Here is a 23025-nt window from a genome sequence, read left to right as displayed (position 1 = left end):
GCTCACCTCCCCGTCGAAGACGCCACGCCGCTGGGGTGCGGACTCCTCCGGCAGGCGGCGGGGGTCACCGTCAGGGTCAGCAGACCCCGGGCAGCGCGCATACCTTCGCCGCCATTTCAGCGGCGGTGTGACGCAGGGTCTTGACGGCCTGTTTCTGCGGGTGGCCGAGGGCGTCCGAATCGCCGGAGTAGATCATCAGCGCGCTCCCCTTGCGCGTCACGAGGCCCGACAACAGGGGAGACCATTCCTTGTTGAGCTTGTCGTACATCATGAGGCGCATCAGCGCGGCCTCGTCCGCGAGCCGCGTACGGTTCACCACCCACCGGGTTCTCCCGTCGTCGGCCCAGCTGTACGGCTTGCCGTACGGCGCGGCCGCACACCGCTTGGCGTCGGCGAGCAGCTTTCTCATGGCCGTCCTGGCCGCCTCGGCGTTCCGGTAGATCACGAGTTGTTCGCTGGAGTACGACGGCGCGCTGTCGGTGCGGACAATGGTGCGCGCGGCCGCCCGGTCCGCCGTCGTGGCGTGCTTGCGCCCGCAGGGGTTCAGCTCCAAGGGCCTGCCCGGCCGGTCGCTGATCTCCCACCAGATCTCGTCCTTCTCTATCTCCGACAGGGGCGTACGGGCGGCCCTCTCGCTCAGCAGGAAGTTCTTGGGGATCTGGGCGGGGGGCAAGGACCAGAGAGCCGCCGCGAGGATTATGATCATGCCGGGTTAGATGGGCGGAACGCCCATCAGGTTCGCGCGAGCACGGCGACCCGGGCGGTGCGGAGCAGACCGCCGGTGAACCGTCGTCCGACCGCCGGTGAACGGTCGTCCGAGGGCCCCTTCGGCCCGCCGTCGGCTACAGCCCTTCACCGCACCCACGGCATCGGCTGCCCTCACGGCTGCCGCTCCCCGGGTGAGGGGCAGCCGTCCGCCAGGATGCGTTCCAGGGTGCGCCGGCCCATCCGGCTCATGGCCGGATCGGTTTCGAGGTAGTACCAGACGAGCCCCATCGCCTGCACGAAGGCCCACGCTCTGCCTCGCTCCCACTCAAGATCGTCGCACCCGAGGTCCAGGCGGAGCACCTGTCGCGGCCCGGCCTCCAGCAGATGCCAGGCGCTCACAAGATCCAGAGCGGGATCGGCCGGCCCGAAGCCGCCGACGTCGAGGATCCCGGCCAGCCGGCCGGCGGACACGAGCACGTTGCCGGGAATGAGATCGCTGTGGGTCATCACGTCGGCCGCATGGCGCGGCAGACTTCGAAGGTCTTCCCACATCCGGCGGAGCCGGCGGACGTCCAGAAGCCGTTCGCTGTGCCTGAAACAGGTCTCCATCCACGCGTCGTGAGACCGCAGGTCACCGCCTCGGCCTCCGCCGGCGAACGTGCGGCCACGCGTGTCGACGGCACGCAGATCGTTGATGAGATCGGCCATGTCGTGGGCGAACGCGACCGATCCGCCCGGATCCTCGTCGGTGGCCACGACGCCGGGCAGCCACGTCTGCACCGACCACGGAAGCGGGTATCCCGCCCCGGGCTCACCGAGCGCGACCGGCTCGGGCGTGGGAAAGCGCGTGCGGCCCACCAGCTCGCGCGCCGCCTCCGCTTCGGACTCCAGCCAGCGCCGCGCCGAGTCGACGTGCCGGGGTTGCAGAGGGAACCGGGCGGTGAAGCCGTCGCCGATGCGGAAGATGGCGTTGACCGTCCCATGGGCGGCGACGCCCGTGATGGGCAGGTTCCGCCACTCGGGATATTGCTCATCCACCAACGCGCGCACCGTCTTGGGTGACACCGTCAGCTGGTCGGGGTGCATCTTCACGCCGGGATCGTCGCGCGTCCCGGCCTTCACCGCAATGTGTTTTCGGCCGCGGGAGGTGGCCGCGGGCCACGCCGCCGGCTCCGGTGATCCGCCCGGCCCGTAGGATCGGCGTCCGATGGATATTGAACAAGCGACCGCTTTGGTTGATCATGCGGTTATCACTCGGAGAGAGGTGTGCGTCCTGTGAGCCGACGGCTGCTGTCCCTGCTGGCGATACTCCTGTTCCTGCTCGCGCCGGCGGTGCCCGGCCAGGCCGCCTCCGGTCCCCCGCCCGGCGTCGTCGTCGGGCAGCAGGACGGCCGGGTGGCGGGGGCGACGCCGGAGACACCCGTCGTCGGTGAGACCCGGTCGGGCGGGCACCTGGTGAAGACCACGACGGAGGCGCCGCGGCGCACCGCGGGCGGCACGGGCGCCATGGCGCGGGCGACCGCGAGGGCCGGCACCGCCGCCGCGTTCAACGAGTCCTACGGGGACGACCAGTACCTCACCGCGCCGACGCAGTGGTGGACCGTCAACGGCTGGACGATCGAGCAGATCCACGACTACGCGCAGAGCCAGGGCGCGCGGGTCAGCGACATCGCCCACCAACCCGGCACCCAGCTCACCTTCACCGCCACCCTCGTCAAGAACACGGGCGCCTACTGGGTGCGGTCCTGGGGGCTCTACTACGGGCTGACCGACCAGGGCGTGGTCGGCCTGGCGAACTACACCAGCACCCGGCCCGCCTCGGTCGCCCGCTACTGGACCGCGGACGGCTGGCGGTTCGCCGTCGCGCTGGTCGACAACACAGGTGACGGCGCCCGGCCCTGGTGGTGGTACTACGGCGACACCTCGTTCGTTCTCGCGCAGCAGCAGGCCACCGGCGCCCGGCCCGTCAAGCTGCGGCCGTTCGACGCCGGCGGCGGCGCCCGCTGGTACGACCTGCTGCTGACGGGCTGGAGCTCGCAGCAGTTCTGGTGGTGGCTGGGCGGTAGCGACGCCCAGGTCAACAACCTGGCGGGGCAGAACGGCGCGCGGCTGGTGGACGCCAGCCGCAATGCCGACGGCACCTTCAACGCGATCATGTTGCGCAACACCTCCGGCCCGGCGCCGGGCTGGTGGTACGGCCTCAACCATGACCAGCTCAACCTCAAGACACTGCGCAAGGGCGCCCGGCTGATCAGCGCGCAGGGGTATGTCGAGAACGGTCAGACGCTCTTCACCGGCGTCATGACCCGGGAGATGACCGGCGCCGACCAGGCCCGCGCCATGGTGCAGAACACCACGCTGCACACCGCCTGGTTCAACGGCGGCGCGGCGATCGCCGAACTGTCGGACGGGACGCTCGGCACGTTCCAGGCGCACTACGGCGACGTCTCCGGCATGGACGCGCGGGTGCGCGTCGCGAGCGTCTCGAAGACCTTCGCCGCCGCCGAGCTGCTACGGCTCGCCGCCGCCGGGAACGTCTCGCTGAACGCACACATCTCGCAGTATCTGTCCAACGTGACCGGCGGTGACCAGATCACCCTGCGGAATCTCCTCCAGCACACCAGCGGGCTCTACAACTTCACCGACGACCTGCCCGACTTCGCGACGACGATGACGCAGGGGTTCACCAACCAACAGCTGCTGGACATCGTGAACCGGCACGCACGGCTGTTCACGCCGGGCTCCCGCTACTCCTATTCCAACAGCAACTACCTGGTCATCGGCATGATCATCGAACGGGTCACCGGCCGGTCCTACCCCGACCAGATGAGCCGTGACCTGATCGGCCCGTTCAGGCTGGCCGGCACCTCCGTCCCCACCGACACCGCGCTCTCGTCGGTGCGGCTGCGCGGCTACTGGTGGAACCCCGGCACCTCCACCCGGGTCGAGACCACCGGACAGAACGCCTCGCGCTGGGCGGCGGGCGGCCAGATGGTCTCGACCATCCCCGAACTCAACCTCTTCTACAAGTATCTGCTGGTCGGGTACGTGACCGGGACGAGCTGGCTCAACGAGATGAAGAGCAACCTCGTCTACACCGGCGAGGGCTCCAAGTGGGCCGGAATGGGGATCTTCCGGACCACCCTGAGCTGCGGCAAGAACGTATGGTGGCACGACGGCCGGGTCCCCGGCTACCGGACGTGGTCGGTGCACTCGGAGAACGGGCAGCGCAGCCTGAGCTGGGCCTACTCGGAGGGATCAGCCAACCCGGTCAACTTCGACGACGAGTTCATCGACAACGTCTTCTGTCTCCTCTGACGAGGCGCGTCCTCGCGTACGGAGGCCATCCGAACTCGACGTGCTCGCCGTGGGTGTTGCCCTGTGGAAGCGGTACGGCCGCCTGCTCACCGGCGGTGAACGCCTTGGCCGACTCCCGTGGGACCAGGCCGTCGCCGCCTTGCGGCCGGTCATCGGCCGCGCTTGCCGTGCTTGACCTGCCTGCTGCCCCAGCCGGCCAGGAGCGCCCCGGCGACGGCGGCCACCGCGTAAACGGTTGCCGCTGTCGTCCGCGCCTCGGGTGCCTCCCGGGCCTTCCTCTACCGGGTCCCCGAACTGATCGAGGAAATCCGGCAATTCCGGGACCACCAGCAGCAGACCGGACAACGCCGGCCTGCCCGCCGCTGCGGCCCAGGACATTCAGCCGCGCGCTGCAGCGCCGGCAGCCCGGTCAGCGCTCGCCGTCCGTTCTCCAGCATGACGCCGCAGGTCCTGGTCATGCCTCAGCGCTTCCGCGAGCTGCGCGCGTCCCTGGCGGCCATGGCGTGGAAGACCGCCTTGGGCTCCCACCTGGTCGCGTCGAGCATCCTGACGACACCGTAGGAGCCGAGGTCGGCCGGGCCTTGGAGGGCGTATCCGGCAAAGCTGAACCAGAAGGCGGCGGCCACACCCTCCTTCTCGAAGATGTCCATCAACTCCTCGAAGTAGCGGACCTGCTCGCCCTCGTCCGGCACCGCCCCCTCTGGCACCAGCATCGCGGCGCCGCCCTGCTCGGCCGCGCCCAGCCAGGCACAGGTGCCGAACTCGGTGACCACGACGGGCTTGTCGTGCTTGAAGTGGCCGCGCATCTCCTCGACGAAGGTGTCGGCGTTGTACGCGGCGCGGTAGGCATCCACGCCCACCAGGTCGAACGGGGCCCAGTCGACGGACTCCCAGGGGGCCGAGGCGTAGGTGATCCGGCCACCGAACAGCGGCCGCACGGTCTCGGCCGACTCGGCCAGGAACGCGTTGAAGCGGCCCATAGTCGTGCTCAGTGACTCCAGCCAGGCCAGGTCGGCCATCATGGCGTCCATGCGCGCCGTGTAGGTGTCGCCGGGCAGGTAGCCGTGGCCGAAAGTGGTGTACTCGCAGCCGGTCACGAGCACTACCTCGGCCCCGCCGCGCCGGACCGCCTCCGCGCGCTCGGCGCAGTCGGCGTAGAGAGCCAGCACGTCTTGATCGGGCAGGTCAACGGGGAAGGGCGCGAACCAGACCTCCAGCCCTGCCTCGGCGGCCTCCTGGGCGGCGACGCTCAGCCGGGTGGGGTCGCCGCCGGACACGCGGACGGCCTGGCAGCGCAGGTCGTCGACGATGACACGCATCTCGCGTCGCACGGTCTCGGCATCGAACACCTTGCGGGTGAAGTGGTCTCCCGGCAGGAAGCCCGTGTCATAGTTGATCCCTTTTTTCATGACAATTCCCTTCTTGGTGTGAACCTGTGTTTCAGCCAGGAGCAGAGCGTCTCCTGGTGAGTGGCGGGCGCGGCGGTGATCTGCGCCGCCATGAGCGGCGCGACCGGTTCACCCACGCGGAGCGTCCTCGCCGCTGCGGCCCGCCGCCCCTTGGGTGCAGCGGTGGCCGAGGATGGTGCTCGCGGTACTGGCGGCATAGGCCAGGAGTCAGCGGAACCGGTCTGCGTTCTCGATCGCCCGGTCGTCGTAGGCGCGTGGTGAGCGGCCGATGGTCTTGGCGATGCTCCGCACGCGAGAAAGGCTGCTGCCGGCGTCCTTCCGCGCACTGACCACGGTCAGCAGCCGCAGTTCTCCGGATTCCGACACGCTCTTGATCCGCTTGATTTCACCCATGGCAAGACTCTCCAACTGTCAATGGAGATCTTGCGCCTTCCCCCACAGCCGGAGCAGGTGCTTCGGCTTGGGCCCTCAAGACCATCGGGAGAAGGTTGCGGATCTGAGATCGTCGACACTAGCAGCAACACAGGCTCAACCGGAGATGGCGCTCTAGATGTACTGGTCAGGCCGCTCAGCCGCCTTCACCGTCGCGGTAACCGCCATCGGAGCCCGGCAGAAGTCCCAAGTACAGCCGGCGGGGCGCGGACACGCTCCTCCGGCCGTCGCCACCGCCACCGCCACCGCCACCGCCACCGCCACCGGCCGAGGTGACCTTCCCGGGCATCGGTCCGGTCAGCGGTCCTCGGCCAGGCAGGCCACAACCAGGCCCGCCGGGGATCGGACAGGTCGCTTGTCCAATGCTGTCTCAGATCGCTTGTTCAATGCGGCCTTCGAGGGATCTACGGGCTCGGCAGACTCGGCGATCTCTGTCACCATGAGGGGCATGCCCGCTCTGCGCCTGCTACGCGCCATCGCGTTCGCGGTCGTGTGCGTGGCGATCTCCCTGGGCATGCATGTGCTGGCCGGAGGCGCCGCAGTCGACGCGGCGGCGCCCGCCGGGGCGGCGGTGCTCGTGGCGGGCGGGGCCTTTGTGCTGGCCCGGCGGCAGCGGGGCCTGGGCACCCTGCTCACGGCGGCCTTCGCCGCCCAGTACGGCCTGCACCACCTGTTCTCCGCGGCCGCGGTGCAGCCGCCGCCGGTTCCCGGTCACGGACACGGCGGCCTGGCCGCGGATGTGTCCATGTTGCTGGCCCACGTCGTGACAGCACTGCTGTCGGCCTACTGGCTGGAGCGCGGCGAGACCGCCCTGGCCACGCTGCTGCGCCTGCTCGCCGCCTCGGTCCTCACCCTGCTGGTGTGCTGGGCGCCGCCCGCCGTACGGCGCCTCGCCCCGCGGCCCTCCGGGGAGAGCCGGGCCTCGTCCGTCACCCGACTGCTCGCCGCGGCCGTCTCCCGGCGCGACCACCCGGGTCCTGCTTGACGTGCCGGACCTGCCGGAGAGCACCCGGCTGGCGGTCTTCGTCGACCCGCACACGGGCGAGGTCCGGGGTGCGCTGGAGAGCTACGGCAGCTCGGGCGCGCTCCCGGTGCGCGCCTGGATCTCCACTCTCCACCGCCACCTCCACCTGGGCGGACCCGGCCGCCTCTACAGCGAGCTGGCTCTGGGTGGTCGCGCTCGGCGGCGTCGTGCTCTGGCTGAGCCACCGCCGCCGCGCGCTCCGGCCCGACCGCGGGGCCACGGGCCTGTGGCGGACCCTGTCGTGGCACGGCTCGGTGGGCCTGTGGATCACCGTCGGCCTGCTGTTCCTCTCCGCCACCGGGCTGACCTGGTCGGCGTACGCGGGCGCGAACGTCGACAAGCTCCAGAACGCGCTGGGCTGGACGACCCCGTCCCTGTCCGCCTCCGCCGGTGACCACGCCGACCACGCCGGGCACGGCGGCGGGCCCGCGGCCGAGGCCGACGCCGACCGGATCGTCGCGGCGGCGCAGGGCGCCGGGCTCTCCGGGCCGCTGGAGGTCGTCTGGCCGGTCGAGCCCGGCGCGGCCTTCACGGTCAAGGAGATGGACCGCGAGTGGCCCCAGCGCAACGACCAGGTCGCGGTCGACCCGGCGACCGGCCAGGTCGTCGGCGAGCTGCGCTTCGACGACTTCCCGCTGGTGGCCAAACTGATCCGCTGGGGCATCGACGGGCACATGGGGGTGCTGTTCGGCCTGCCCAACCAGATCCTGCTGGTGGCGCTCGCCCTCGGGCTCATCTCCATGATCGTCTGGGGCTACCGGATGTGGTGGCAGCGCCGCCCGACCCGGGGCTTCGCCGCCCCCTACGGGCGCGGCGGCCGGCGCGCGGTGCCGCCGGCCGTGCTCCTGCCCGTCGGAGCGGCGGCGGTCGTGGTGGGCGTCTCCGTCCCGCTGCTCGGGATCTCCCTGCTCGCCTTCCTGGCCGTCGACGTCGTGCTCGGCCGGATCAGGGCTGCCCGCTGACCCCGTACCGGCCACGACCGCCGTGCCGGCTCGGTGCCGTCCCTCCGTCTCCCGTGTCACGTTCCCGGCGGGGACGGGGAGGCGGGAGGCGAGGGACGGCGACCGTCAGGGGGTTCTCCGGCGCACCCGACCGCCTGCGGGCGACGGGTCCGCCCCAGTCACGGCCGGGTCACGGCCGGGCCGGTTTTGCGCTGGGAGTGAAGGGACGGAGTTCACGCGGGGCAGGTGGGTCAGGATGGGGGGATGAGGACACTTGTTCTGGGTGGTACGAGATTCCTGTCCAGGGAGATCGCGCGGCAGGCGCGCGACCGCGGGCACGAGGTGGTGTGCGCGGCTCGCGGGCTCGCGGGCGATCCGCCGCCGGATGTCGAGTTCGTCCGGGTCGACCGGAGCGAGGACGGCGGGCTGGCGCCCGTGGAGGGATCGTTCGACCTCGTCATCGACGTCGCCAGGCATCCGAGCTCGGTACGGCGGGCCGTCGCGGAGCTCGCGGGCCGTGCCGGTCACTGGACGTTCGTGTCGTCGTGCAGTGTCTACTCCGACTCCGGCGAGGCCAACCAGGTCATGCACGAGCCGCTGGCCGCCGACGCCGACGAGGCCGACCCGGAGAACTACGGGCCGGCCAAGGTGGCGTGCGAGCAGATCGTCGGCGAGGGGGCGCTCCTCGTGCGCGCCGGGCTGATCGTGGGTCCGGAGGACCAGTCCGACCGGTTCACCTACTGGGTCGACCGGCTGGCACGTGGCGGGCCCGTGCTGGCTCCTGGGTCGCCCGACGATCTCGTCCAGCTCGTCGACGTGCGCGATTTGGCCATCTGGACCCTCGACTCGGCGGAGAAGGGGCTCTCCGGGCCGTACGACGCGATCTCCATGCCCTTCGGCAGGGGCAGGCTGCTGGCGGAGATCGCCGAGGGCCTGGAGGTGGAGCCCGAGCTGGTCTGGGCCGGCCAGGAGTTCCTCGTCGCGCAGAAGGTGGAGCCGTGGATGGGGCCGCGGTCGCTGCCGATGTGGCTGCCGTTGCCCGAATACGCCGGCTTCATGACCCGCGACACCTCCGCCACGCTGGCCGCCGGCCTGCACATCCGCCCGGTCGCCGACACGGCCCGCGACACGCTCGCCTGGCAGCGCGAGTCCGGCCACACGGTGAGCCGCTCCGGCCTCACGGCCGCCGAAGAGGCCGAGCTTCTCCGAATGCTCGCCTGACACGGCGAGGTGGTGCCGGAACGCAGGATCTGGATCAAGGTCCGTGGAGCGGTGACAGCGCGCGACGATCACCGGCAGGTGAGGAGACGCGTCTCCAGCCGCCCGCGACGCGGCCGATGCCCCGTATGCGAATCTGTCCCACTATCGTCGTACTAGATCAACAACAGCGCCAAGGTTACGGCCGCGAGGATGGCCGATGACACGCCGTACAGTGAAGGAATCCGTATGACCACCACCGCGCTCATCATCGGCGACCTACAGGCCGGCATCGTGGACAACTACCCCTTCGCCGCCGGCGTGCTCCCCGTCGTGGAAAGGGTTCTCCCTGCGGCCAGAGCCGCCGGAATCCCGGTGATCTTCATACGGTTCGGGCTCCGGGCCTCAGGCCTTGATGTGGCAGCGGGAAACCAGGTGATCAACACCTTGCGCGGGGCGGGGACGCTGTTCCACGAAGAATCCCCCGAGACGCTCGTGCACCCGCGCATCGAGCCGTTGCCGGGCGAGGCCGTCATCCTCAAGCGCCGCGCCAGCGCGTTCTCGGGGACCGACCTCGATCGGCTCCTGCGCGCCCAGCGCGTCGACTCGATCGTGCTGGCCGGTGTCGCGACCGGGGCGATGGTCGCCGCTACGTTCTACGACGCCGCCGACCGCGACTACCGCCTGACCGTGCTCAGCGACGCCTGCGCCGACGGGGAACCGGACGTGCACGACTTCCTGGTCAACCGCGTCTTCCCGGCCAGGGGCGCTGACGTCCTCACGGGCGACGAGTGGGCCGCCCGGCTGTGACCGGCCGTCAGCACTGAAGATCTGAGCCATCCCCGCTCCGCCGGGTCCGGGTCCGGGTCCGGACCCGGCCGTGTCAGCGGAAGGAGCGCCGGTAGGCGGCGGGCGTGGTGTTCAGCGCGGCGTGGAAGCGGCGGCGCAGGTTCACCGCCGAGGACAGGCCGACGCGCTGGGCGATCGTCTCGACGGGGAGGTCGGTCTCCTCGAGAAGGGCGCGGGTGCTGGCTATGCGGCGGTTGAGCAGCCAGCGGCCGGGAGAGACGCCGAGCTGGTCGGTGAAGTGACGGTTGAGGGTACGGCGGGAAAGGCCGGAGCGGGCCGCCATGTCCTCGACCGTCAGTGGCCGGTCCAGGTTGGCGGTGATCCAGTCGAGCAGCGGGGCGAGCGAGTCGGCGACCGGGCCGGTGGTCGGCAGCTCGGGATACTGGCGCCGGCCGCCCTCCCGGTGCGGTGCGGCCGACAGCTGCCGGCCGATCCGCATCGCCAGGGCCGCGCCGTGGTCGCGCCGGACCTGGTTCAGGCAGAGGTCGACGGTCGTGGCCGTGGCGCCGGCCGTCGCCACGTCACCGTGATCCACGTAGAGCACGGACGCGTCGGGCCGGATCCGGGGGAAGCGCGCGGCGAGATCGGCGGTCAGCTCCCAGTGGGTGGCGGCGGCACGGCCGTCCAGGAGACCGAGACTCGCCGGGATGTAGATCCCCGAGCAGATGGCCATGATCCGCACGCCGCGGGTGTGGGCCGCGAGGACCGCCGCGCCGAGCTCCGGGGAGATCTCCGGGCCTGCGCACCAGCCGGCGACAAGGAGGGTGTCGGCCTCGTCGAGGGCCTCCAGCCCACGCTCGATGATCATGTCGACGCCCATGGTCGTCCGGACGGGCCCCGGGCGCTCGGCGCAGAGCTCGAAGTCGTAGTGCCCGGGGATGTCCGGGCCGTGGTAGCCGAAGACGGCCGAGGCGCTGGTCACCGGATACATCTCCTGGGGCGGGCTGACCAGGGTGACCACGCGGTGTTTCACGGCACGAATGTACCTAACGATGTCACTGCGGACGCCTGTGGCCGGCTTCAGGAGTGTCCAGGATGGGTGCTCATGGAGCCCAGGAAATGACCGCACTTCTCGACCGTGAACAGTCCTCCGCCGCCCCGGCCAGGCTCTGGACCAGGGACTTCACGCTGTATTTCGGCGCCCGGGCGGTATCGCTGCTCGGTGACGCGATGATGCCCGTCGCGACGGCGCTGGCCGTCGGCGCGATCTACGGGGTGGCCGGCGTCGGCTATGTCCTGGCCGTCTGGACCGCCCCGTTCGTGATCTTCGTGCTGTTCGGCGGGGTGTTCGCCGACCGGGTGGGCGCCCGGAGCATGATGGTCGGCGCGGACGTCGTCCGGATCTTCACCCAGACCGCGGTGGCCGTCGCCTTCTTCGCCGGGACCCCACCGTTCTGGCTGCTGCTGTCGGCCTCGTTCCTGTCCGGGACGGCCGCCGCGATGTTCCAGCCCGGCGTCAACGGCATGGTCCCCCTCGTCGCCGAGGATCCGCAGCGCGCCAACGGCACCCTGAAGATCGCCGACGCGGCCACCCAGCTCGGCGGGCCCGTCCTCGCGGGCCTGCTGATGGCGCTGACCGGCGCGGGTGCCGTCTACGCCGTCGACGCTGGAACGTTCCTGCTCAGCGGTCTGTGCCTGGTCTTCATCCGGCTCGCCCCGGCCGCCGGGGCCAAGGAGCGCTCGACGGTCATGCTCGACCTGCGCCGCGGCTGGACGGAGTTCCGCTCCCGGAGCTGGATGTGGTCGGTGATCCTCATCTGGGTGTTCTTCGGCGTCCTGGTCTTCGGCCCCTACATCCCGCTGGGCTCGCGCCTGATCGGTGACCGCCTCGGCGACGCCGCCTACGGCTGGGTGATGGCCGGCCTCGGCGCGGGCACCGTCCTCGGCGGGCTGATCGCGATCCGGTTCCGGCCGGCGCGGCCGCTCGCCGCAGGCGGCGTGGCCATGTCCGGGTTCGCGTTCATCCCGCTGCCGGTGGCGCTGGAACTGCCGTTGCCGCTGCTGGTGGCGGGCCAGTTGCTGGGCGGGACGGCCTGGGCGTTCTGGTCGGTGATGTGGTCGACGAGCGTCCAGACGCAGGTCGTCCCCGACGTCCTCAACCGGGTCACCGCCTACGAGGTGGCCGGATCGGTGGCCGGGGTCGCCGTCGGGCAGGCGCTGGTGGGGCCGGTCTCGGAGATCGTCAACCCTCGGGACCTGCTGTTCGTCTCCACCGGAGTCAGCTTCGCGGTCTGCGCGGCCCTGCTGTTGACGCCTCCGATCCGGCGGCTGCGCCGAGCCTGACCCCTCGGGCCCGGCCCGGTCACCGGGGGCCGGGCCGTCCAGCACGTCGAGGGCTGACGGAGCTCAGTGGCCCGTGGCTCAGGCCCCGGAGAGAGTTCTCGGCCGGATATGACCGCGGCCCCACCCGGCGCCGGGTCATGGCCGCCGCCATCGCGCCGCGAACGCGCGGGCCGGATTCTCCGTGAAGATCGCGGATGCGATGTCGGGGCCCAACTCGCGCTCGATCCGCGGGCGCAGGCCGCTCAGCAGGAACGGCATTCCCGGGCCGTCGGCACTGGACCTGGCCGCCGGGACGACCGTGTCACCGCCGAGCAGGATCTGCCGGGCGTGGCCGGCGTCGGCGAGGGCCGCGAAGCTGTCCATCATGCGCCAGTCGGTGCCGTGGTGCACGCGGGACGGACCGTCGAATGCCAGGAAGGCGCCGGCCTCGGCGGCCTGCCGGTGGATCCGCGTGTCCGGGAACCGGTGCAGGTGCCCGAGGATCACCCGGTGCGGAGCGACCCCGTGTGTCCGGCACAGCAGGTGGAGCACGTCCAGGGCGGCGGTTCCGGCCTCCAGGTGGATGCCGATGGGCGCGTCGGTGGCATGGTGCGCCTCGGCTGCGGCGGCCATGACGTGCCGGGCGTGGTCGTCGAGGCGGTGATAGGCCCCGGCGACTTTGATCATCCCGGCCCGCACGGGGCCGCTGGTCAGCTCGTGGATGAACAGCCCGGCCAGCCTGTCGTGGACGCGCGTCAGCTCCTCCTGGTCGTAGTGCTTGGCCTGGTGCATTCCGGTGGCGGAGATGACATGGACGCCGGACCGCCGGGAGAGGCCGGGCAGTTCTTCGGTGCGGGGCCCCATCCCCCAGGGCGTCCATTGCGCCACCGCGCGCCCGCCGAGCGCGGCGAAGGCGTTCAGCTCGGTGAGCGCGGCTCCGGCGTCGTCCAGTCCCTGGCCCGGCAGCGCCGGGGAGCTGATGAACAGGTGGTCGTGGGCGTCGCAGATGCCCAGCTCTTCCGGCGGGATGTCCCCGAGCACGGTCCGGACCGCCGCCCTCATCGCGCGTCCTCCCTGCTCCGGTGCCGGCGGAGTCTCCTGCTGGACGGCCTTGTCCCGGAGGAGGTCCGGCATCCGGTCTCCCTCAGCGCGATCCAGTCGCGCCCGTGTCGTCCGCTCCGGCAGTGCCTGACCCGCCGTCATGATCATGTGTCCGCCCAGGATTCTCGTAACGCTTTGAGCGTTACGAGAATCTAGCAGAGGTAACGACCAGAGCGTTACACTGACTCCATGACCAAGGAGGACCGGTCCGCCTTCCGCTTCGACTGCGGCGCCACGTGGTTGAACCTGCTCGCCACAAGAGGCCGCACGTTCAGCGCGGACCCGGTGGAGCGGCTGGCCACGTCCGACCGCCTCGCCGAGTGGCTGGAGCGCTGCGAGCTGTCCCCCGCCCGGCCGCCCGATCAGGGCGACCTTCACCAGGCGCGGAAGCTGCGGGAGACGCTGCGCGTCCTGGCGCTGGCCACCGTCGACGAGCAGCCTCCACCCGTAGCCGCCACGGCGGACCTGGCCGCGTTCCTGGCCGGACACGACGATCCCGTCCGGCTCGCCGCGGACGACCGGCTGCGACGCGAACCGCCGGCGACGACGGCGCACGCCCTGGCACGGATCGCCCGCCAGGCGGTGGACCAGCTGACCGGCTCGGACCGGCTGGCCCTGAAGAGCTGCCCGGAACACGACTGCCGGGGCGTCTTCGTCGACCCGCCGGGGCGTCGACGCTGGTGCCCCTCCCCGGCGTGCGCGAGCCGAGGCAGGGTCCGCGCGCTCCGCGCCCGCCGCAAGGCGGCCACTCCCGACGCGGACGACGACCTCACGGTCACCCCACGGCACTGAACCACCGGGCCGTCCTCCGCACAGGATCGCGCGCCTCCGCCCTGCCCCCATGTGACAAGGGCAGGGCCGTCCCCCGCGCCAAAGGATTCTTCGAAGCGCCGTCAGCGGATCTTGGCGCCGTACATGTGGTCGACCGTCATCGCCATGAGCACCCTACGGTCGGACACCATCACCGACCGATACTCCTCCCAGTCCGGGTGCTCCCCGGAGGGGATGCGGTAGTAGTCCATCAGCGCCTCGACCTCGGGACCGTGGGGATCGGTTCCCGGCCCGGTGAGTGTCGCCGTGCCCTCGGCGGTGGCCCACGCCCAGCCGTCGGGGCTGGTGACCTCCATCGCAGCCCTCCGGTCAGCGCAGCGTCGGCACAGCGCCGCACTCCGCCCATTCGATCCCGACGCCGGGCAGGCCCCTGACCCATCTGCCGGCGAGCTCGGCGAGCCGGGCCGCGTCCGGCGGCGTACGGCCGAGCCCGATCGCGTACCGCGCCGACCCCGGGCCGGTCTCGAACGGCCGGGGCCAGGCATGCGCGTCCACCGATCCGGCGTGTTCCAGGGCGGTGAGCAGCGCCCGCACCCGGCCCCGGAGGCGGCCCAAGGTGGCCTCGAACTGCTCGCCCGGCCCGGTCCGTACGGTCAGCACCGCCCATGCCGCGTGCCGCCGGTGCAGTGGCGGGGGCGACAACAGCTCGGGCCAGGGATCACCGCCGGTCTCCGCCGCCGCCTCCAGGGATTTCCCACGCCTGGTAGAGCTCCTGGACGAGCAGGTCCCGCCCGCCGGGACCGACCTGCTCGGTGCAGAGCCGGACCGGCTCGGTCGGGGTCATGATCGACACCGCTGCTCCGGAGCCGCCACCTGTCGTCGTACCGGAGCCGGCCGGACGGGGTGTGGCGGCGCCGGCCTGAAGGCTGACCGGTTCCCGCCAGTTCCAGGCGGCCCAGGTGCCGAAGAAGTGCCGGAGCAGGTCACCGGAGGGAAGGTCGCCGGCCTCGCGCGCCGTCCGCGCCGCCAGCACGGTCCAGGCCAGACCCGGCAGCCCGCCGAACGGGGCCGAATCCAGCCCGCGCGCTCCCGCCCACGCCTTCACCTCCCTGGCCAACCTGGCGAAGGCGGCACGGTGGCCACCGGTCGCGGCCAGCACCGCGTCCGCGTCACTGACCGCGCTCAACGCCACCGCGGCCGCCTCACCCAGCTGGGCGCGGCGGGCCACGGCCTGGGCGGGCGGGAGCTGCCCGGTGGCGACCACGACCAGGTCGACGTCCAGGTCGTCGACGCGCATCCGCAGGCCCGGCACCCTGGCGCCGATCACCTGCCGGACCCCGGTGGCGCCTGCCGCCGCCACCCGCGCCTGGACCCGGGCCAGGTCGACGGCGCCCGGCAGCGCCGCCACCAGGTCCAGGTCCGCTCCGGCCAGCGCGCAGCCCAGCCGTCGCGATCCGGCGACGTGCACGGTTCCGTCGCCCAGCGCCTCCGACAGCCGCTGTGCGACCTGCGATGCCCGCGCGGTCGCGGGGCCGTCCTCCGCCGGCGGGCCGTCTCCGCCGGCGCGGGCCCGGGAATGCCGCCCGGCGGCGCGTGTCTCGCCGGGCCGGGCCGGCTCCTGCGCGTCGAGCGCCGGCAGCCACCGCACCTCACCCGTTCCCAGGGTGATCGTCGCCCGTGGCCGCATCGGCTCCGCACCCCGGCGGGAGAGCAGGACCAGCTCACCGACCCGCGCCGACATGCCGCCCAGCCGGACGGCGTGATCGATGGCGAGCCGGTGCGGATCCTGGGTCCGTCCCAAGGTCAGGTGCGGGGTGAAGCCGTCGGCGCGGCCATGGCAGCGGGGGAAGCGCCGCTCCAGCGCGTGGCGCAGCCCCGCCCACGGAGCCGGGTCGGCCGCCGCCGGGTCGAGCCAGACAGTGGCGCCGTCCCGATGGTCGAAGGCGTGCACCCCTTCGAGCCGGGCGGTGAACGGTGCGGTCCCGGCCGCCACGGCGGCGAGCAGCGGGGCTGCCTGCGCGAAGTCGGACTCCGGCACGAAACCGAAGAGCAGGTTGACGTGCGGTGGCCAGCGGTGGATCTGCGGATCGTGTTCGCGGCGGATCCGCTGGATCGACGGCCACAGTTCCGCCGGCGGGATCCAGGCCACCGCGGTGCGGGCCGTCGGCGGAACGTCGAGGACGCCGGCCGGCTCGATCCGGCCGACGGCCAGGTCCACTTCCACGCCGTAGTGGTCCGACACGAACAGCCCCTCCGGGCCGGGCGAGTCACCCCGCAGGGCCGCCCCGGCCGCCCGCAGCCCACCCGCGCGCAGCAGTACCCGGTCCAGCCGGGAGGCCCGGCCGGACAGTGAGGAGACCGCGGCCAACGGGTTGGCTCGCGGGTCGAACGTGGGCGTGCGGTCATCGGGTCCGTGCACCTCGGTCCAGGCATCCCGTAGTCCCAGCACGCCGGCCGGCCCGTCCCCGCCGTCGTTGAGGTCGCCCAGTAGGATCACGTCGCCGTCCAGCCCGGCCAGCCCCTCGGCGATCCGGGCCAGTTCCTCCTGCCGCCGGACCGGACCGTCGGCGGAGTGGTCGCTGGTCAGGTGAGTGGTGGCCACCACCACCGGCCCGGAGGCGGACTCGACGGTGACGGCGGCGACGGCCTTGTGCGGGCCGAGGACGTGCCAGGCCGCCTCCCGTACGGGCAGCCGGCTGAGCAGCAGCAGCCCGCTGTCCTCGACGTCCTTGCCGGTGGGGTCGGTGCCCAGGGTGTAGCCGGAGCGGACCCATCGCGCCCGCAGCAGCATGGCGAGCAGACCGGCCTCGACCTCCTGCAGCGCGATGACGTCCGCGTCGGCGTGTTCCAGCGCCGCCAGCAGCAGCGGCCTGCGCCGGGCGGTGTCGATCCGGTCGCTGTCGTAGCGGTCCCACAGCGTGTTCCAGGTCAGCACTCGCAGACCCGCGGCCGCCGGCACCGTCCGGGACGCGCGGTCCGCCGGGCGCCACCCGGCCTCCGGATCCCAGGCGTGCGGTGTCCTGGCCGTGAAGAACGGCGCCCGCAGCCGACGCGGGTCCCGCACCCGACCGACCCCGGAGGCGTCGATCCGGTCCACACCGGCGGACCGGTCCCAGATCACCTCGCCGTCCGCTTCGACGAACAGCACCCGGTGCCACGGGATATCGCCTCCGGGGACGAAGGCGGGCAGCGGCACCCGCTTGGGAGGGGCCCCGCGCACGTTGATGCCCAGTACGAACCGGGCCGGATCGAACCGTGGATCCCACCGGACCCGGTGGTAGATCTCCTCGCTCGTGCGCATCACTCCTCCTCACCGTCGAGTGCTCCGGCGACGTCCTCGACGGTTCCGGCCGGCCCGACGTACCACGTGCGGTGTGCCTGGCCGGGGTAGGGCGGGGAGAAGCGGCGGAGCTGCGCGGCGAGCACCTCCGGCGGCACCTGGTGTGTCCGGCCGGTGTTGCGCCGGGCCAGCACGTCCTCATCGACCAGCAGGACCGCGTGTGTGATCAACGCGTCACGGCGGTGCGCCACGGCGTGCACCGAGGAGCGCTGGTGCTGGTTGAGGGACGTGGCGTCCCAGACCACGGTACCGCCGCCGGCCAGGGCGGCGTCGAGCCGGTCCAGGCCCGCCCGGAAGACGGCCGCGTTGGCCCGCTGGTCCGACCGGGACCCCTGGGCCTGACGCAGATCGTCGAGGGAGACGATCTCGCCGGCGCCGGGGAGGCCGGCGGCGAAGCGGCTCTTCCCGCTGCCCGACGGGCCCACCATGTGGACGAGCCGGGGGAACTCCCCGGACCGCCACCGCCGGCTCAGCGCCACGGCCTCCTCGGCGGTGGCGATCCGGCCCAGGGCGTAGGCCTCCCGCGCCTGCGCCCAGCATCGGTCGGTCACGTCGGCGTCGCGGTCGCCCAGCGCCTGGCGCAGACCCGCCCGCAGCGGCTCCAGCGGCACCTCCCCGAGCAGCCCGGCGTCCTCGGCGTGCAGCGCGGACCAGTCGACCTGCTCGCGGGCGTCGGCGGACTCTCCGTCGGCGCGGCCGGCCAGGACCGCGCCGGCGACCGCATGCAGGACGCCCAGGTCGGCGGCGGCGGCCAGCCGTACCAGGCCGGTCCGGCGCTGGTCGTCGGGGAACCGGCGGTGCAGACCGGGGTGGAGCCCGACCAGGTCCGCGACCCGCCGCGCCAGCGGCATGCCCAGCGGCGCCACCAGCCGGGGCGCCAGCCGGGTCCGGCGCGTGCCGTGCAGCAGCGTCGCCAGCACGCCCGCCAGCCGGGCGTCCCCCGACCGGCCCAGCAGATCGAGCCTCGCGGACACCTCGGACACCGCCGCCTCGGCCCGCTCGACGGCGGCGGACACCGGCTCGGCCGGCCCGCCCAGGTCCGCCGGGGCCATCCCCGCCGCGGCCAGCAGCGACGGGACATCGGCGGCGGCTCCCGAACGCACCGCCCACAGCGTGGCGGCCGGGCTCAGGCCATTCACGACGACGGGGGCGAGCATCCAGTGCGTGTCGGTGCGGACATGCCCCCGCCGCACCCATTTGGCCACCCGGCGGGCGAACTCCTCCCGGGCGAACCCCTCGACGGCACGCACGACGTATCCCTCGTGCCGCGAGGTGTCCAGCCGCAACGCCCGCAGCGCCCGCTCGTCGAAGACTCCGCGCCACAGCACCCGCGGGACCGGGATCCCCAGACGCCGGGTGAAGCGCACCGTACGGTCCCAGTCCAGGCAACGGTCACCGTCCCAGACCGAGAAGCCGTAGAACCAGCTCTCCAGGTCCTGGTACCCGATCGAGTGCCGCGCGTAGAGGTTCTCCCCGCACACCCGCCAATCGCGCGGGATCGAGGAGGCGATCCGCCCCTGCAACGCCTTGACCCATGCCCGGGACGGATGGTGCGCCGAGTCCGGCGAGCGGGCGTGGAGGCCGTCCGGGTAGAGGGTCGTGTTCTCCCCGTCGAGTTTCTCGGTGACCACGACCTCCTGGCCCACCAATCCCGACAGGTCGCCGATCCGCACGTCGTCCGAGGACGCCCCCGGAGACCAGGGCAGGTGCGGAGTGCGAGGGTAGTGCGTCCGCATGATCCGCTCCCGGTGCCGCCGTCAGGTCCCGGTCACTGTAGGAGCCCGACGACAGCGGGTCCATCGAATAAACGCCCGCTGCCCGGCCGGGCAGCGGGCGGTGGATGGTCAGGGGATGAGGGAGACTTCGGGGAAGCGGGCGTCGGGGGTGTCGAAGAGCCGGCTGGACCTCCTGTTCAGGTGCAGGTCGAAGAAGGCCGCGACGTAGGCGCGCTGGGCCGACACGGACCGGCCGGGGTCGACCGTGCCGACGAAGTCGGCGACGGGCACCTTCGGCACCGCCGCTGCGATCTGCGGCAGCATCACCTGCAGGTCGGTGAACGAGCCGTGCGCCGCGCCCGCGAGGCGCAACTCCCGTTTCCAGCCGGTCGAGGCGTCCCAGAAGGACTTCCAGCTCGGTTCGCTCGCCCGGGTGTGCGCCTCGGCTGCGATCTGCAGGAACGGCTTGGCGACGCCGGTCTCCGCCACCCGGCCGACGTAGCCGCCGTCGAGGTTCACACCCGCGTCCACGCGTCGGTCGTCGTGGACGAGCTGCGCGGCCACCGACCCGCCGAGGGACTGGCCGAGCACTCCCACCCTGGACAGGTCCGGGGCGCCGCGCAGCCCGGCGGGCAACTGCCCGGCCTCCTCGCCGAGGCCGTGGCCGCGTCCCAGCTCGGTGATCTTGTCGAGGACGGACCGCATGTCCGCGAGGCGGGCCCGTGAATGCCGCGCGAGCAGCTTGGCGATGACGCGCGGAGTCAGCTTCTTCGGCAGGGGCGCGGCTCGCACGACCCGCCCGCCCGGGAACTCCACCTGGTCGGCCTCGTAGGTGTGGTCCACGGTGACGACCAGGTAGCCGCGGGAGGCCAGGTCCTCCACCAGGGCGGTGCCGAGCGTGCGCGGGCCGCCGTCCCCGGAGCCGAAGAGCACGACCGGAAGCCTGCCCGCTCGACGGTCCACCGGCGCGCCGACGCGGGCGTGGGTAGGGGTGGCGGCCCAGTCCACCGCGCCCGTCGCGATGCCCATGGGCGGCGCGGAGCGGCGGTCCCAGTCGGCCGCGGCCAGGGGCGCCATATGGGGGGCGACGGGCAGGGCCCGGCCGGTGTCCTCCGCCGGGTACCACAGGCTGACCATCAGCTCCCGGTAGGGCTCTGAGCGGACCAGGGGGTCGGGGCGCGAGCGGTCGACCAGGCGCACGGCGAAGGTGCCGACGGGGTACGGCCCGGTCGGCGCGGGCAGGGCCATCGTGACGCGGTGCCCGGCCGGCGCCTGACCGGCCAGGACAGCGGGGGCGGTCGCGGAGCGCGCGGCGGGCGTGGCAGGTGCAGCGGCCGTGGCGGGCGCGGCGGCCGTGGCCAGCGCCAGCCCGGCGACCGCCGCGGCGATCGTGCGGAAGGACATGTGAGGCTCCTTGCGAGCTGCGGATTCCGGTGCCCGACGAGGCTGGCAGCGGGACCCGGCCCCGGGCCAGCGGCGTACGGCTGATCCACGCCTACGACTCCCGGCTGACATGCCCGGATGTTCATCCTGAAGGAGGATGGGGAGCGAATCCGCAGGGCAACTAGGGTGAGCGGCATGAAACGAGGCGACCGTCCAGTGGCCTGTCTCGCAGCGCTCACTCGATGGTCGTCCATACCCGCCGACGCGCTGCTGGCGGCCGTGATCTTCCTTGCCACGCTCGGCCCCGGCCAGGTGCCGGCACGCGGCGAGCCGGGGCCGCTGCTGCTCCAGGCGGCCCTGGTGGTGCCCCTGGTGTGGCGGCGGCGCGCGCCGCTGACGGTGTTCTGCGCGATCGCGGCGGCGGCCGCGGTCCAGTGGGTCGCCGACGTGCAGCTCCCCGCCGACGCCGCGCTGCTGGTCGCTCTCTACACCGTCGCCACGCGCTGCGCCTGGCGGCAGACGCTGGTGGCCGGGCTCACGCTGGAGGCCGGAGCACTGCTGGCCGCGGCGCGATGGGCACCGCCCGGCCAGTCGCCGTTCACGGCGGCCGCGCTGACCGCGATGACCGCCGCCGCCCTCACCACGGGCCTGTGGACGCGTGCCCGGCGGGCGTACGTCACCTCGCTGGAGCACGACCGCGAGCAGCGGGCACGGCTCGCCGTCGCCGAGGAGCGCGCCCGGATGACCCGCGACATGCACGACATCGTCACCCACAACCTGTCGGTCATGGTGGCGCTGGCCGACAGCGCGGCGTACGTACGGCACCGCGCGCCGGAGCGGGCGGCCGCCGCCATGGAACAGATCGCGGCCACCGGACGGCAGGCCCTGGACGACATGCGACGCTCCCTCGGCGCCGGGGAGGACGGCGAGTCCTGCCGGCAGGCCGGCGCGCGACTGCGTCCGGCCCCCGGGATCGCCCAGCTCGGCCCGCTTACCGACAGGATGCGCGCGGTCGGGCTGCCGACCCGCCTGGAGGTGACCGGTGACCCGGAGGCGGTCCCCGCCGTCGCCCAGCTCACCGTCTACCGGCTGGTCCAGGAGGCCCTGACGAACGCGCTCCGGCACGCCCCCGGGGCGACGGCCGAGGTCCGGGTCCGCCTGACGCCGCGGTGCGCCGCCGTGGAGGTCATTGACGACGGCCGCCCGGGGCCCGCGCCAGGAGACGCCCACGGGCGGGGCCTGGTCGGCATGCGCGAGCGCGTCGCCGCCTACGGCGGCAGCCTCCATGCCGGTCCGCTGTCCGGCGGCGGCTGGCGGGTGGCGGCCAGCCTCGACATCGGCGACGACATGATGGAGAAGGGCACGGCATGACGATCCGGCTGCTGATCGCCGACGACGAGTCGTTGCTGCGCATGGCGTTCCGCATGGTGTTCGAGGCCGAGCCGGGCCTGGAGGTGGCCGGCGAGGCGGGCGACGGCGACGAGGCCGCCCGGATGGCCCGGCTGCTACGTCCCGACGTCGTGCTGATGGATGTACGCATGCCCGGCGTCGACGGGATCGAGGCCACCCGCCGGATCGTCAGGGACTCCCCGCGCTCGCGCGTGCTCATCCTGACCACCTTCGACCTGGACGAATACGCCTTCGCCGGGCTGAAGGCCGGGGCCTCGGGCTTCTTGCCGAAGAACACCCGGCCCGAGGAGCTGCTGGCCGCGATCCGCAGCGTGGCGGCAGGCGACGCCGCGGTCTCCCCGCGGGTCACCCGCCGCCTGCTGGAGAAGTTCGCCCCCCAGCTCATGCCCGGCGTTCCCGAGCGCGACGAGCGGCTGGCGGCGCTCACCTCTCGCGAGCGCGAGGTGCTGGTCCAGGTGGCGCGCGGGCTGTCCAACGCGGAGGTCGCCGCGGCGATACACCTGGCCGAGGCCACCGTGAAGACGCACCTCAGCCGGGTCCTGCTGAAGCTGGGGCTGCGGGACCGCGCACAGGTCGTGGTCTTCGCCTACGAGAGCGGTCTCATCCGTCCGGCGACAGCGGATGACGCGTGAGAAAGGCGTACGGGCGGGGACGGCGATCCCCGCGCCGCTCGGAGGCATCTGGTGGGCCCGGCCGCGCGACGCGCGGATAATCGCCGTCCGTCCGCGATATCGCCTGCCGTCCTCGGCCGTATTTCCCAGTGGTCCGCAAGTGGTTTCCAAGTACGGCGGCGCATTCTGACGGCAGGAAATCATGTGCCCAAGGCGCGATTACCGCCGGAATCGTCGTTCGTGGGCGCGTTCTTCAACTTCGACGAAGGACAGGAAAAGAATGAGAACTCGTCGTCTGGCCGCAGTGGCGTTGATGGCCGGTGGGCTTGCCTTCAGCACCGTCGCCACCTCCGCCACGGCCGCCTCCGCGGCAAGTCCCTCCGCGCAGGCCACCGCCTCATGGCACCTCGCCGGTTACTATGACTACAACGACCAGTGCGTCAGGGCCGGCTTCAAAGCCATCACCAGTGGCGGCATCGTCCAGGATTTCAAGTGTGAGCGCGTCGGCTCTCGCGTTGCTCTTCACCTCTTCTATTAGAATTGATTAGGAGATC

Annotated in this window: 19 protein-coding genes and 2 pseudogenes; 10 read left to right on the top strand and 11 right to left on the bottom strand. The window is 72.5% G+C overall.

The genetic code is table 11. The features are described 5' to 3' along the window. Positions 1-76 precede the first annotated feature (76 nt). Together J2S55_RS36960 and J2S55_RS36955 are read right to left on the bottom strand one after the other, a co-directional pair. Entirely contained in the window at positions 77-706 is a 630-nt protein-coding gene (locus tag J2S55_RS36960) for a hypothetical protein (RefSeq protein ID WP_306870708.1), read from the bottom strand. 173 nt (positions 707-879) lie between these two features. Further along, positions 880-1830 carry an aminoglycoside phosphotransferase family protein gene (locus J2S55_RS36955; RefSeq protein ID WP_306870707.1) on the bottom strand — a complete coding sequence of 317 codons (951 nt, stop codon included), beginning with the start codon at positions 1828-1830 and terminating at the stop codon, positions 880-882. 153 nt (positions 1831-1983) lie between these two features. Here J2S55_RS36955 and J2S55_RS36950 point away from each other — a divergent pair, with 153 nt between their 5' ends. Continuing rightward, positions 1984-4026 carry a serine hydrolase domain-containing protein gene (locus J2S55_RS36950; protein ID WP_306870704.1) on the top strand — a complete coding sequence of 681 codons (2043 nt, stop codon included), beginning with the start codon at positions 1984-1986 and terminating at the stop codon, positions 4024-4026. Positions 4027-4487: 461 nt separating this feature from the next. On the opposite strand, the gene J2S55_RS36945 is transcribed toward J2S55_RS36950, so the two are convergent. Both J2S55_RS36945 and J2S55_RS36940 read right to left on the bottom strand, forming a co-directional pair. Further along, positions 4488-5435, bottom strand: a complete 948-nt coding sequence (locus J2S55_RS36945; RefSeq protein WP_306870703.1) for a glycoside hydrolase family 113 protein — start codon at positions 5433-5435, stop codon at positions 4488-4490. 207 nt (positions 5436-5642) lie between these two features. Further along, positions 5643-5828 carry a hypothetical protein gene (locus J2S55_RS36940; RefSeq protein ID WP_306870701.1) on the bottom strand — a complete coding sequence of 62 codons (186 nt, stop codon included), beginning with the start codon at positions 5826-5828 and terminating at the stop codon, positions 5643-5645. Between the two features lie 487 nt (positions 5829-6315). On the opposite strand from J2S55_RS36940, the gene J2S55_RS36935 reads away from it, so the two are divergent. From J2S55_RS36935 to J2S55_RS36915, 4 genes and pseudogenes are all read left to right on the top strand, one after another. Then, the gene (locus tag J2S55_RS36935; RefSeq protein WP_306870699.1) at positions 6316-6852 is read left to right on the top strand and encodes an MFS transporter; all 537 of its coding nucleotides are present in this window, start codon (positions 6316-6318) and stop codon (positions 6850-6852) included. A 1-nt stretch (position 6853) separates the two neighbouring features. After that, positions 6854-7853 (top strand): annotated as a pseudogene (locus tag J2S55_RS36925) (PepSY-associated TM helix domain-containing protein). A 243-nt stretch (positions 7854-8096) separates the two neighbouring features. After that, positions 8097-9053 carry an NAD-dependent epimerase/dehydratase family protein gene (locus tag J2S55_RS36920; RefSeq protein WP_306870675.1) on the top strand — a complete coding sequence of 319 codons (957 nt, stop codon included), beginning with the start codon at positions 8097-8099 and terminating at the stop codon, positions 9051-9053. Between the two features lie 225 nt (positions 9054-9278). Next, positions 9279-9839, top strand: a complete 561-nt coding sequence (locus J2S55_RS36915) for a cysteine hydrolase family protein (protein WP_306870673.1) — start codon at positions 9279-9281, stop codon at positions 9837-9839. Positions 9840-9912: 73 nt separating this feature from the next. Here J2S55_RS36915 and J2S55_RS36910 read toward each other — a convergent pair whose 3' ends face one another. Further along, entirely contained in the window at positions 9913-10851 is a 939-nt protein-coding gene (locus tag J2S55_RS36910) for a GlxA family transcriptional regulator (protein WP_306870671.1), read from the bottom strand. Positions 10852-10937: 86 nt separating this feature from the next. On the opposite strand from J2S55_RS36910, the gene J2S55_RS36905 reads away from it, so the two are divergent. Further along, a complete protein-coding gene (locus J2S55_RS36905) occupies positions 10938-12161 on the top strand; it encodes an MFS transporter (protein WP_306870669.1) in 1224 nt (407 codons plus the stop codon). Positions 12162-12296: 135 nt separating this feature from the next. Here J2S55_RS36905 and J2S55_RS36900 read toward each other — a convergent pair whose 3' ends face one another. Then, a complete protein-coding gene (locus J2S55_RS36900) occupies positions 12297-13274 on the bottom strand; it encodes a phosphotriesterase family protein (RefSeq protein WP_306870667.1) in 978 nt (325 codons plus the stop codon). Positions 13275-13430: 156 nt separating this feature from the next. Here J2S55_RS36900 and J2S55_RS36895 point away from each other — a divergent pair, with 156 nt between their 5' ends. Then, entirely contained in the window at positions 13431-14033 is a 603-nt protein-coding gene (locus tag J2S55_RS36895) for a CGNR zinc finger domain-containing protein (RefSeq protein WP_306870665.1), read from the top strand. Between the two features lie 101 nt (positions 14034-14134). Here J2S55_RS36895 and J2S55_RS36890 read toward each other — a convergent pair. The 5 genes and pseudogenes from J2S55_RS36890 to J2S55_RS36870 all read right to left on the bottom strand — a co-directional run. Further along, positions 14135-14383: pseudogene (locus tag J2S55_RS36890) on the bottom strand (pyridoxamine 5'-phosphate oxidase family protein); the annotation flags it as partial. Then, complete coding sequence (locus tag J2S55_RS36885) at positions 14382-14714, bottom strand: hypothetical protein (protein WP_306875924.1); 333 nt, start codon at positions 14712-14714, stop codon at positions 14382-14384. The pseudogene J2S55_RS36890 and the gene J2S55_RS36885, both read right to left, overlap by 2 nt. A 16-nt stretch (positions 14715-14730) precedes the next feature. Next, on the bottom strand, positions 14731-17313 hold the full coding sequence (locus J2S55_RS36880) for a poly(A) polymerase (RefSeq protein ID WP_306870662.1): 2583 nt from the start codon (positions 17311-17313) through the stop codon (positions 14731-14733). Further along, positions 17313-19088, bottom strand: a complete 1776-nt coding sequence (locus tag J2S55_RS36875; protein WP_306870653.1) for an RNA ligase family protein — start codon at positions 19086-19088, stop codon at positions 17313-17315. The genes J2S55_RS36880 and J2S55_RS36875 overlap by 1 nt, the downstream gene beginning before the upstream one ends. A 108-nt stretch (positions 19089-19196) precedes the next feature. After that, positions 19197-20471 (bottom strand): alpha/beta hydrolase family protein, encoded by a 1275-nt coding sequence (locus tag J2S55_RS36870; RefSeq protein ID WP_306870651.1) that lies wholly within the window; start codon positions 20469-20471, stop codon positions 19197-19199. A 174-nt stretch (positions 20472-20645) separates the two neighbouring features. Between J2S55_RS36870 and J2S55_RS36865 the strand changes: the two genes are divergently transcribed. The 3 genes from J2S55_RS36865 to J2S55_RS36855 all read left to right on the top strand — a co-directional run bounded on the left by J2S55_RS36865 (position 20646) and on the right by J2S55_RS36855 (position 23009). Continuing rightward, a complete protein-coding gene (locus tag J2S55_RS36865; protein ID WP_306870650.1) occupies positions 20646-21821 on the top strand; it encodes a sensor histidine kinase in 1176 nt (391 codons plus the stop codon). After that, complete coding sequence (locus J2S55_RS36860) at positions 21818-22492, top strand: response regulator transcription factor (protein ID WP_306870647.1); 675 nt, start codon at positions 21818-21820, stop codon at positions 22490-22492. Before J2S55_RS36865 ends, J2S55_RS36860 begins: the two co-directional genes overlap by 4 nt. A 259-nt stretch (positions 22493-22751) precedes the next feature. Further along, the gene (locus tag J2S55_RS36855; protein WP_306870646.1) at positions 22752-23009 is read left to right on the top strand and encodes a hypothetical protein; all 258 of its coding nucleotides are present in this window, start codon (positions 22752-22754) and stop codon (positions 23007-23009) included. Positions 23010-23025 lie beyond the last annotated feature (16 nt).

This window comes from Streptosporangium brasiliense, from assembly GCF_030811595.1.
GTDB classification, from domain to species: Bacteria; Actinomycetota; Actinomycetes; order Streptosporangiales; family Streptosporangiaceae; genus Streptosporangium; species Streptosporangium brasiliense.
This window is presented reverse-complemented; position numbering and strand designations above follow the sequence as displayed.

Bases quoted from the DNA above. Each gene is read 5' to 3' on its own strand.
- J2S55_RS36900 (WP_306870667.1), bottom strand. From the start codon at position 13,274: ATGCCGGACCTCCTCCGGGACAAGGCCGTCCAGCAGGAGACTCCGCCG.
- J2S55_RS36945 (WP_306870703.1), bottom strand. From the start codon at position 5,435: ATGAAAAAAGGGATCAACTATGACACGGGCTTCCTGCCGGGAGACCAC.
- J2S55_RS36960 (WP_306870708.1), bottom strand. From the start codon at position 706: ATGATCATAATCCTCGCGGCGGCTCTCTGGTCCTTGCCCCCCGCCCAG.
- J2S55_RS36940 (WP_306870701.1), bottom strand. From the start codon at position 5,828: ATGGGTGAAATCAAGCGGATCAAGAGCGTGTCGGAATCCGGAGAACTG.
- J2S55_RS36905 (WP_306870669.1), top strand. From the start codon at position 10,938: ATGACCGCACTTCTCGACCGTGAACAGTCCTCCGCCGCCCCGGCCAGG.
- J2S55_RS36935 (WP_306870699.1), top strand. From the start codon at position 6,316: ATGCCCGCTCTGCGCCTGCTACGCGCCATCGCGTTCGCGGTCGTGTGC.
- J2S55_RS36895 (WP_306870665.1), top strand. From the start codon at position 13,431: ATGACCAAGGAGGACCGGTCCGCCTTCCGCTTCGACTGCGGCGCCACG.
- J2S55_RS36880 (WP_306870662.1), bottom strand. From the start codon at position 17,313: ATGCGCACGAGCGAGGAGATCTACCACCGGGTCCGGTGGGATCCACGG.
- J2S55_RS36870 (WP_306870651.1), bottom strand. From the start codon at position 20,471: ATGTCCTTCCGCACGATCGCCGCGGCGGTCGCCGGGCTGGCGCTGGCC.
- J2S55_RS36860 (WP_306870647.1), top strand. From the start codon at position 21,818: ATGACGATCCGGCTGCTGATCGCCGACGACGAGTCGTTGCTGCGCATG.
- J2S55_RS36875 (WP_306870653.1), bottom strand. From the start codon at position 19,088: ATGCGGACGCACTACCCTCGCACTCCGCACCTGCCCTGGTCTCCGGGG.
- J2S55_RS36865 (WP_306870650.1), top strand. From the start codon at position 20,646: ATGAAACGAGGCGACCGTCCAGTGGCCTGTCTCGCAGCGCTCACTCGA.
- J2S55_RS36915 (WP_306870673.1), top strand. From the start codon at position 9,279: ATGACCACCACCGCGCTCATCATCGGCGACCTACAGGCCGGCATCGTG.
- J2S55_RS36920 (WP_306870675.1), top strand. From the start codon at position 8,097: ATGAGGACACTTGTTCTGGGTGGTACGAGATTCCTGTCCAGGGAGATC.
- J2S55_RS36855 (WP_306870646.1), top strand. From the start codon at position 22,752: ATGAGAACTCGTCGTCTGGCCGCAGTGGCGTTGATGGCCGGTGGGCTT.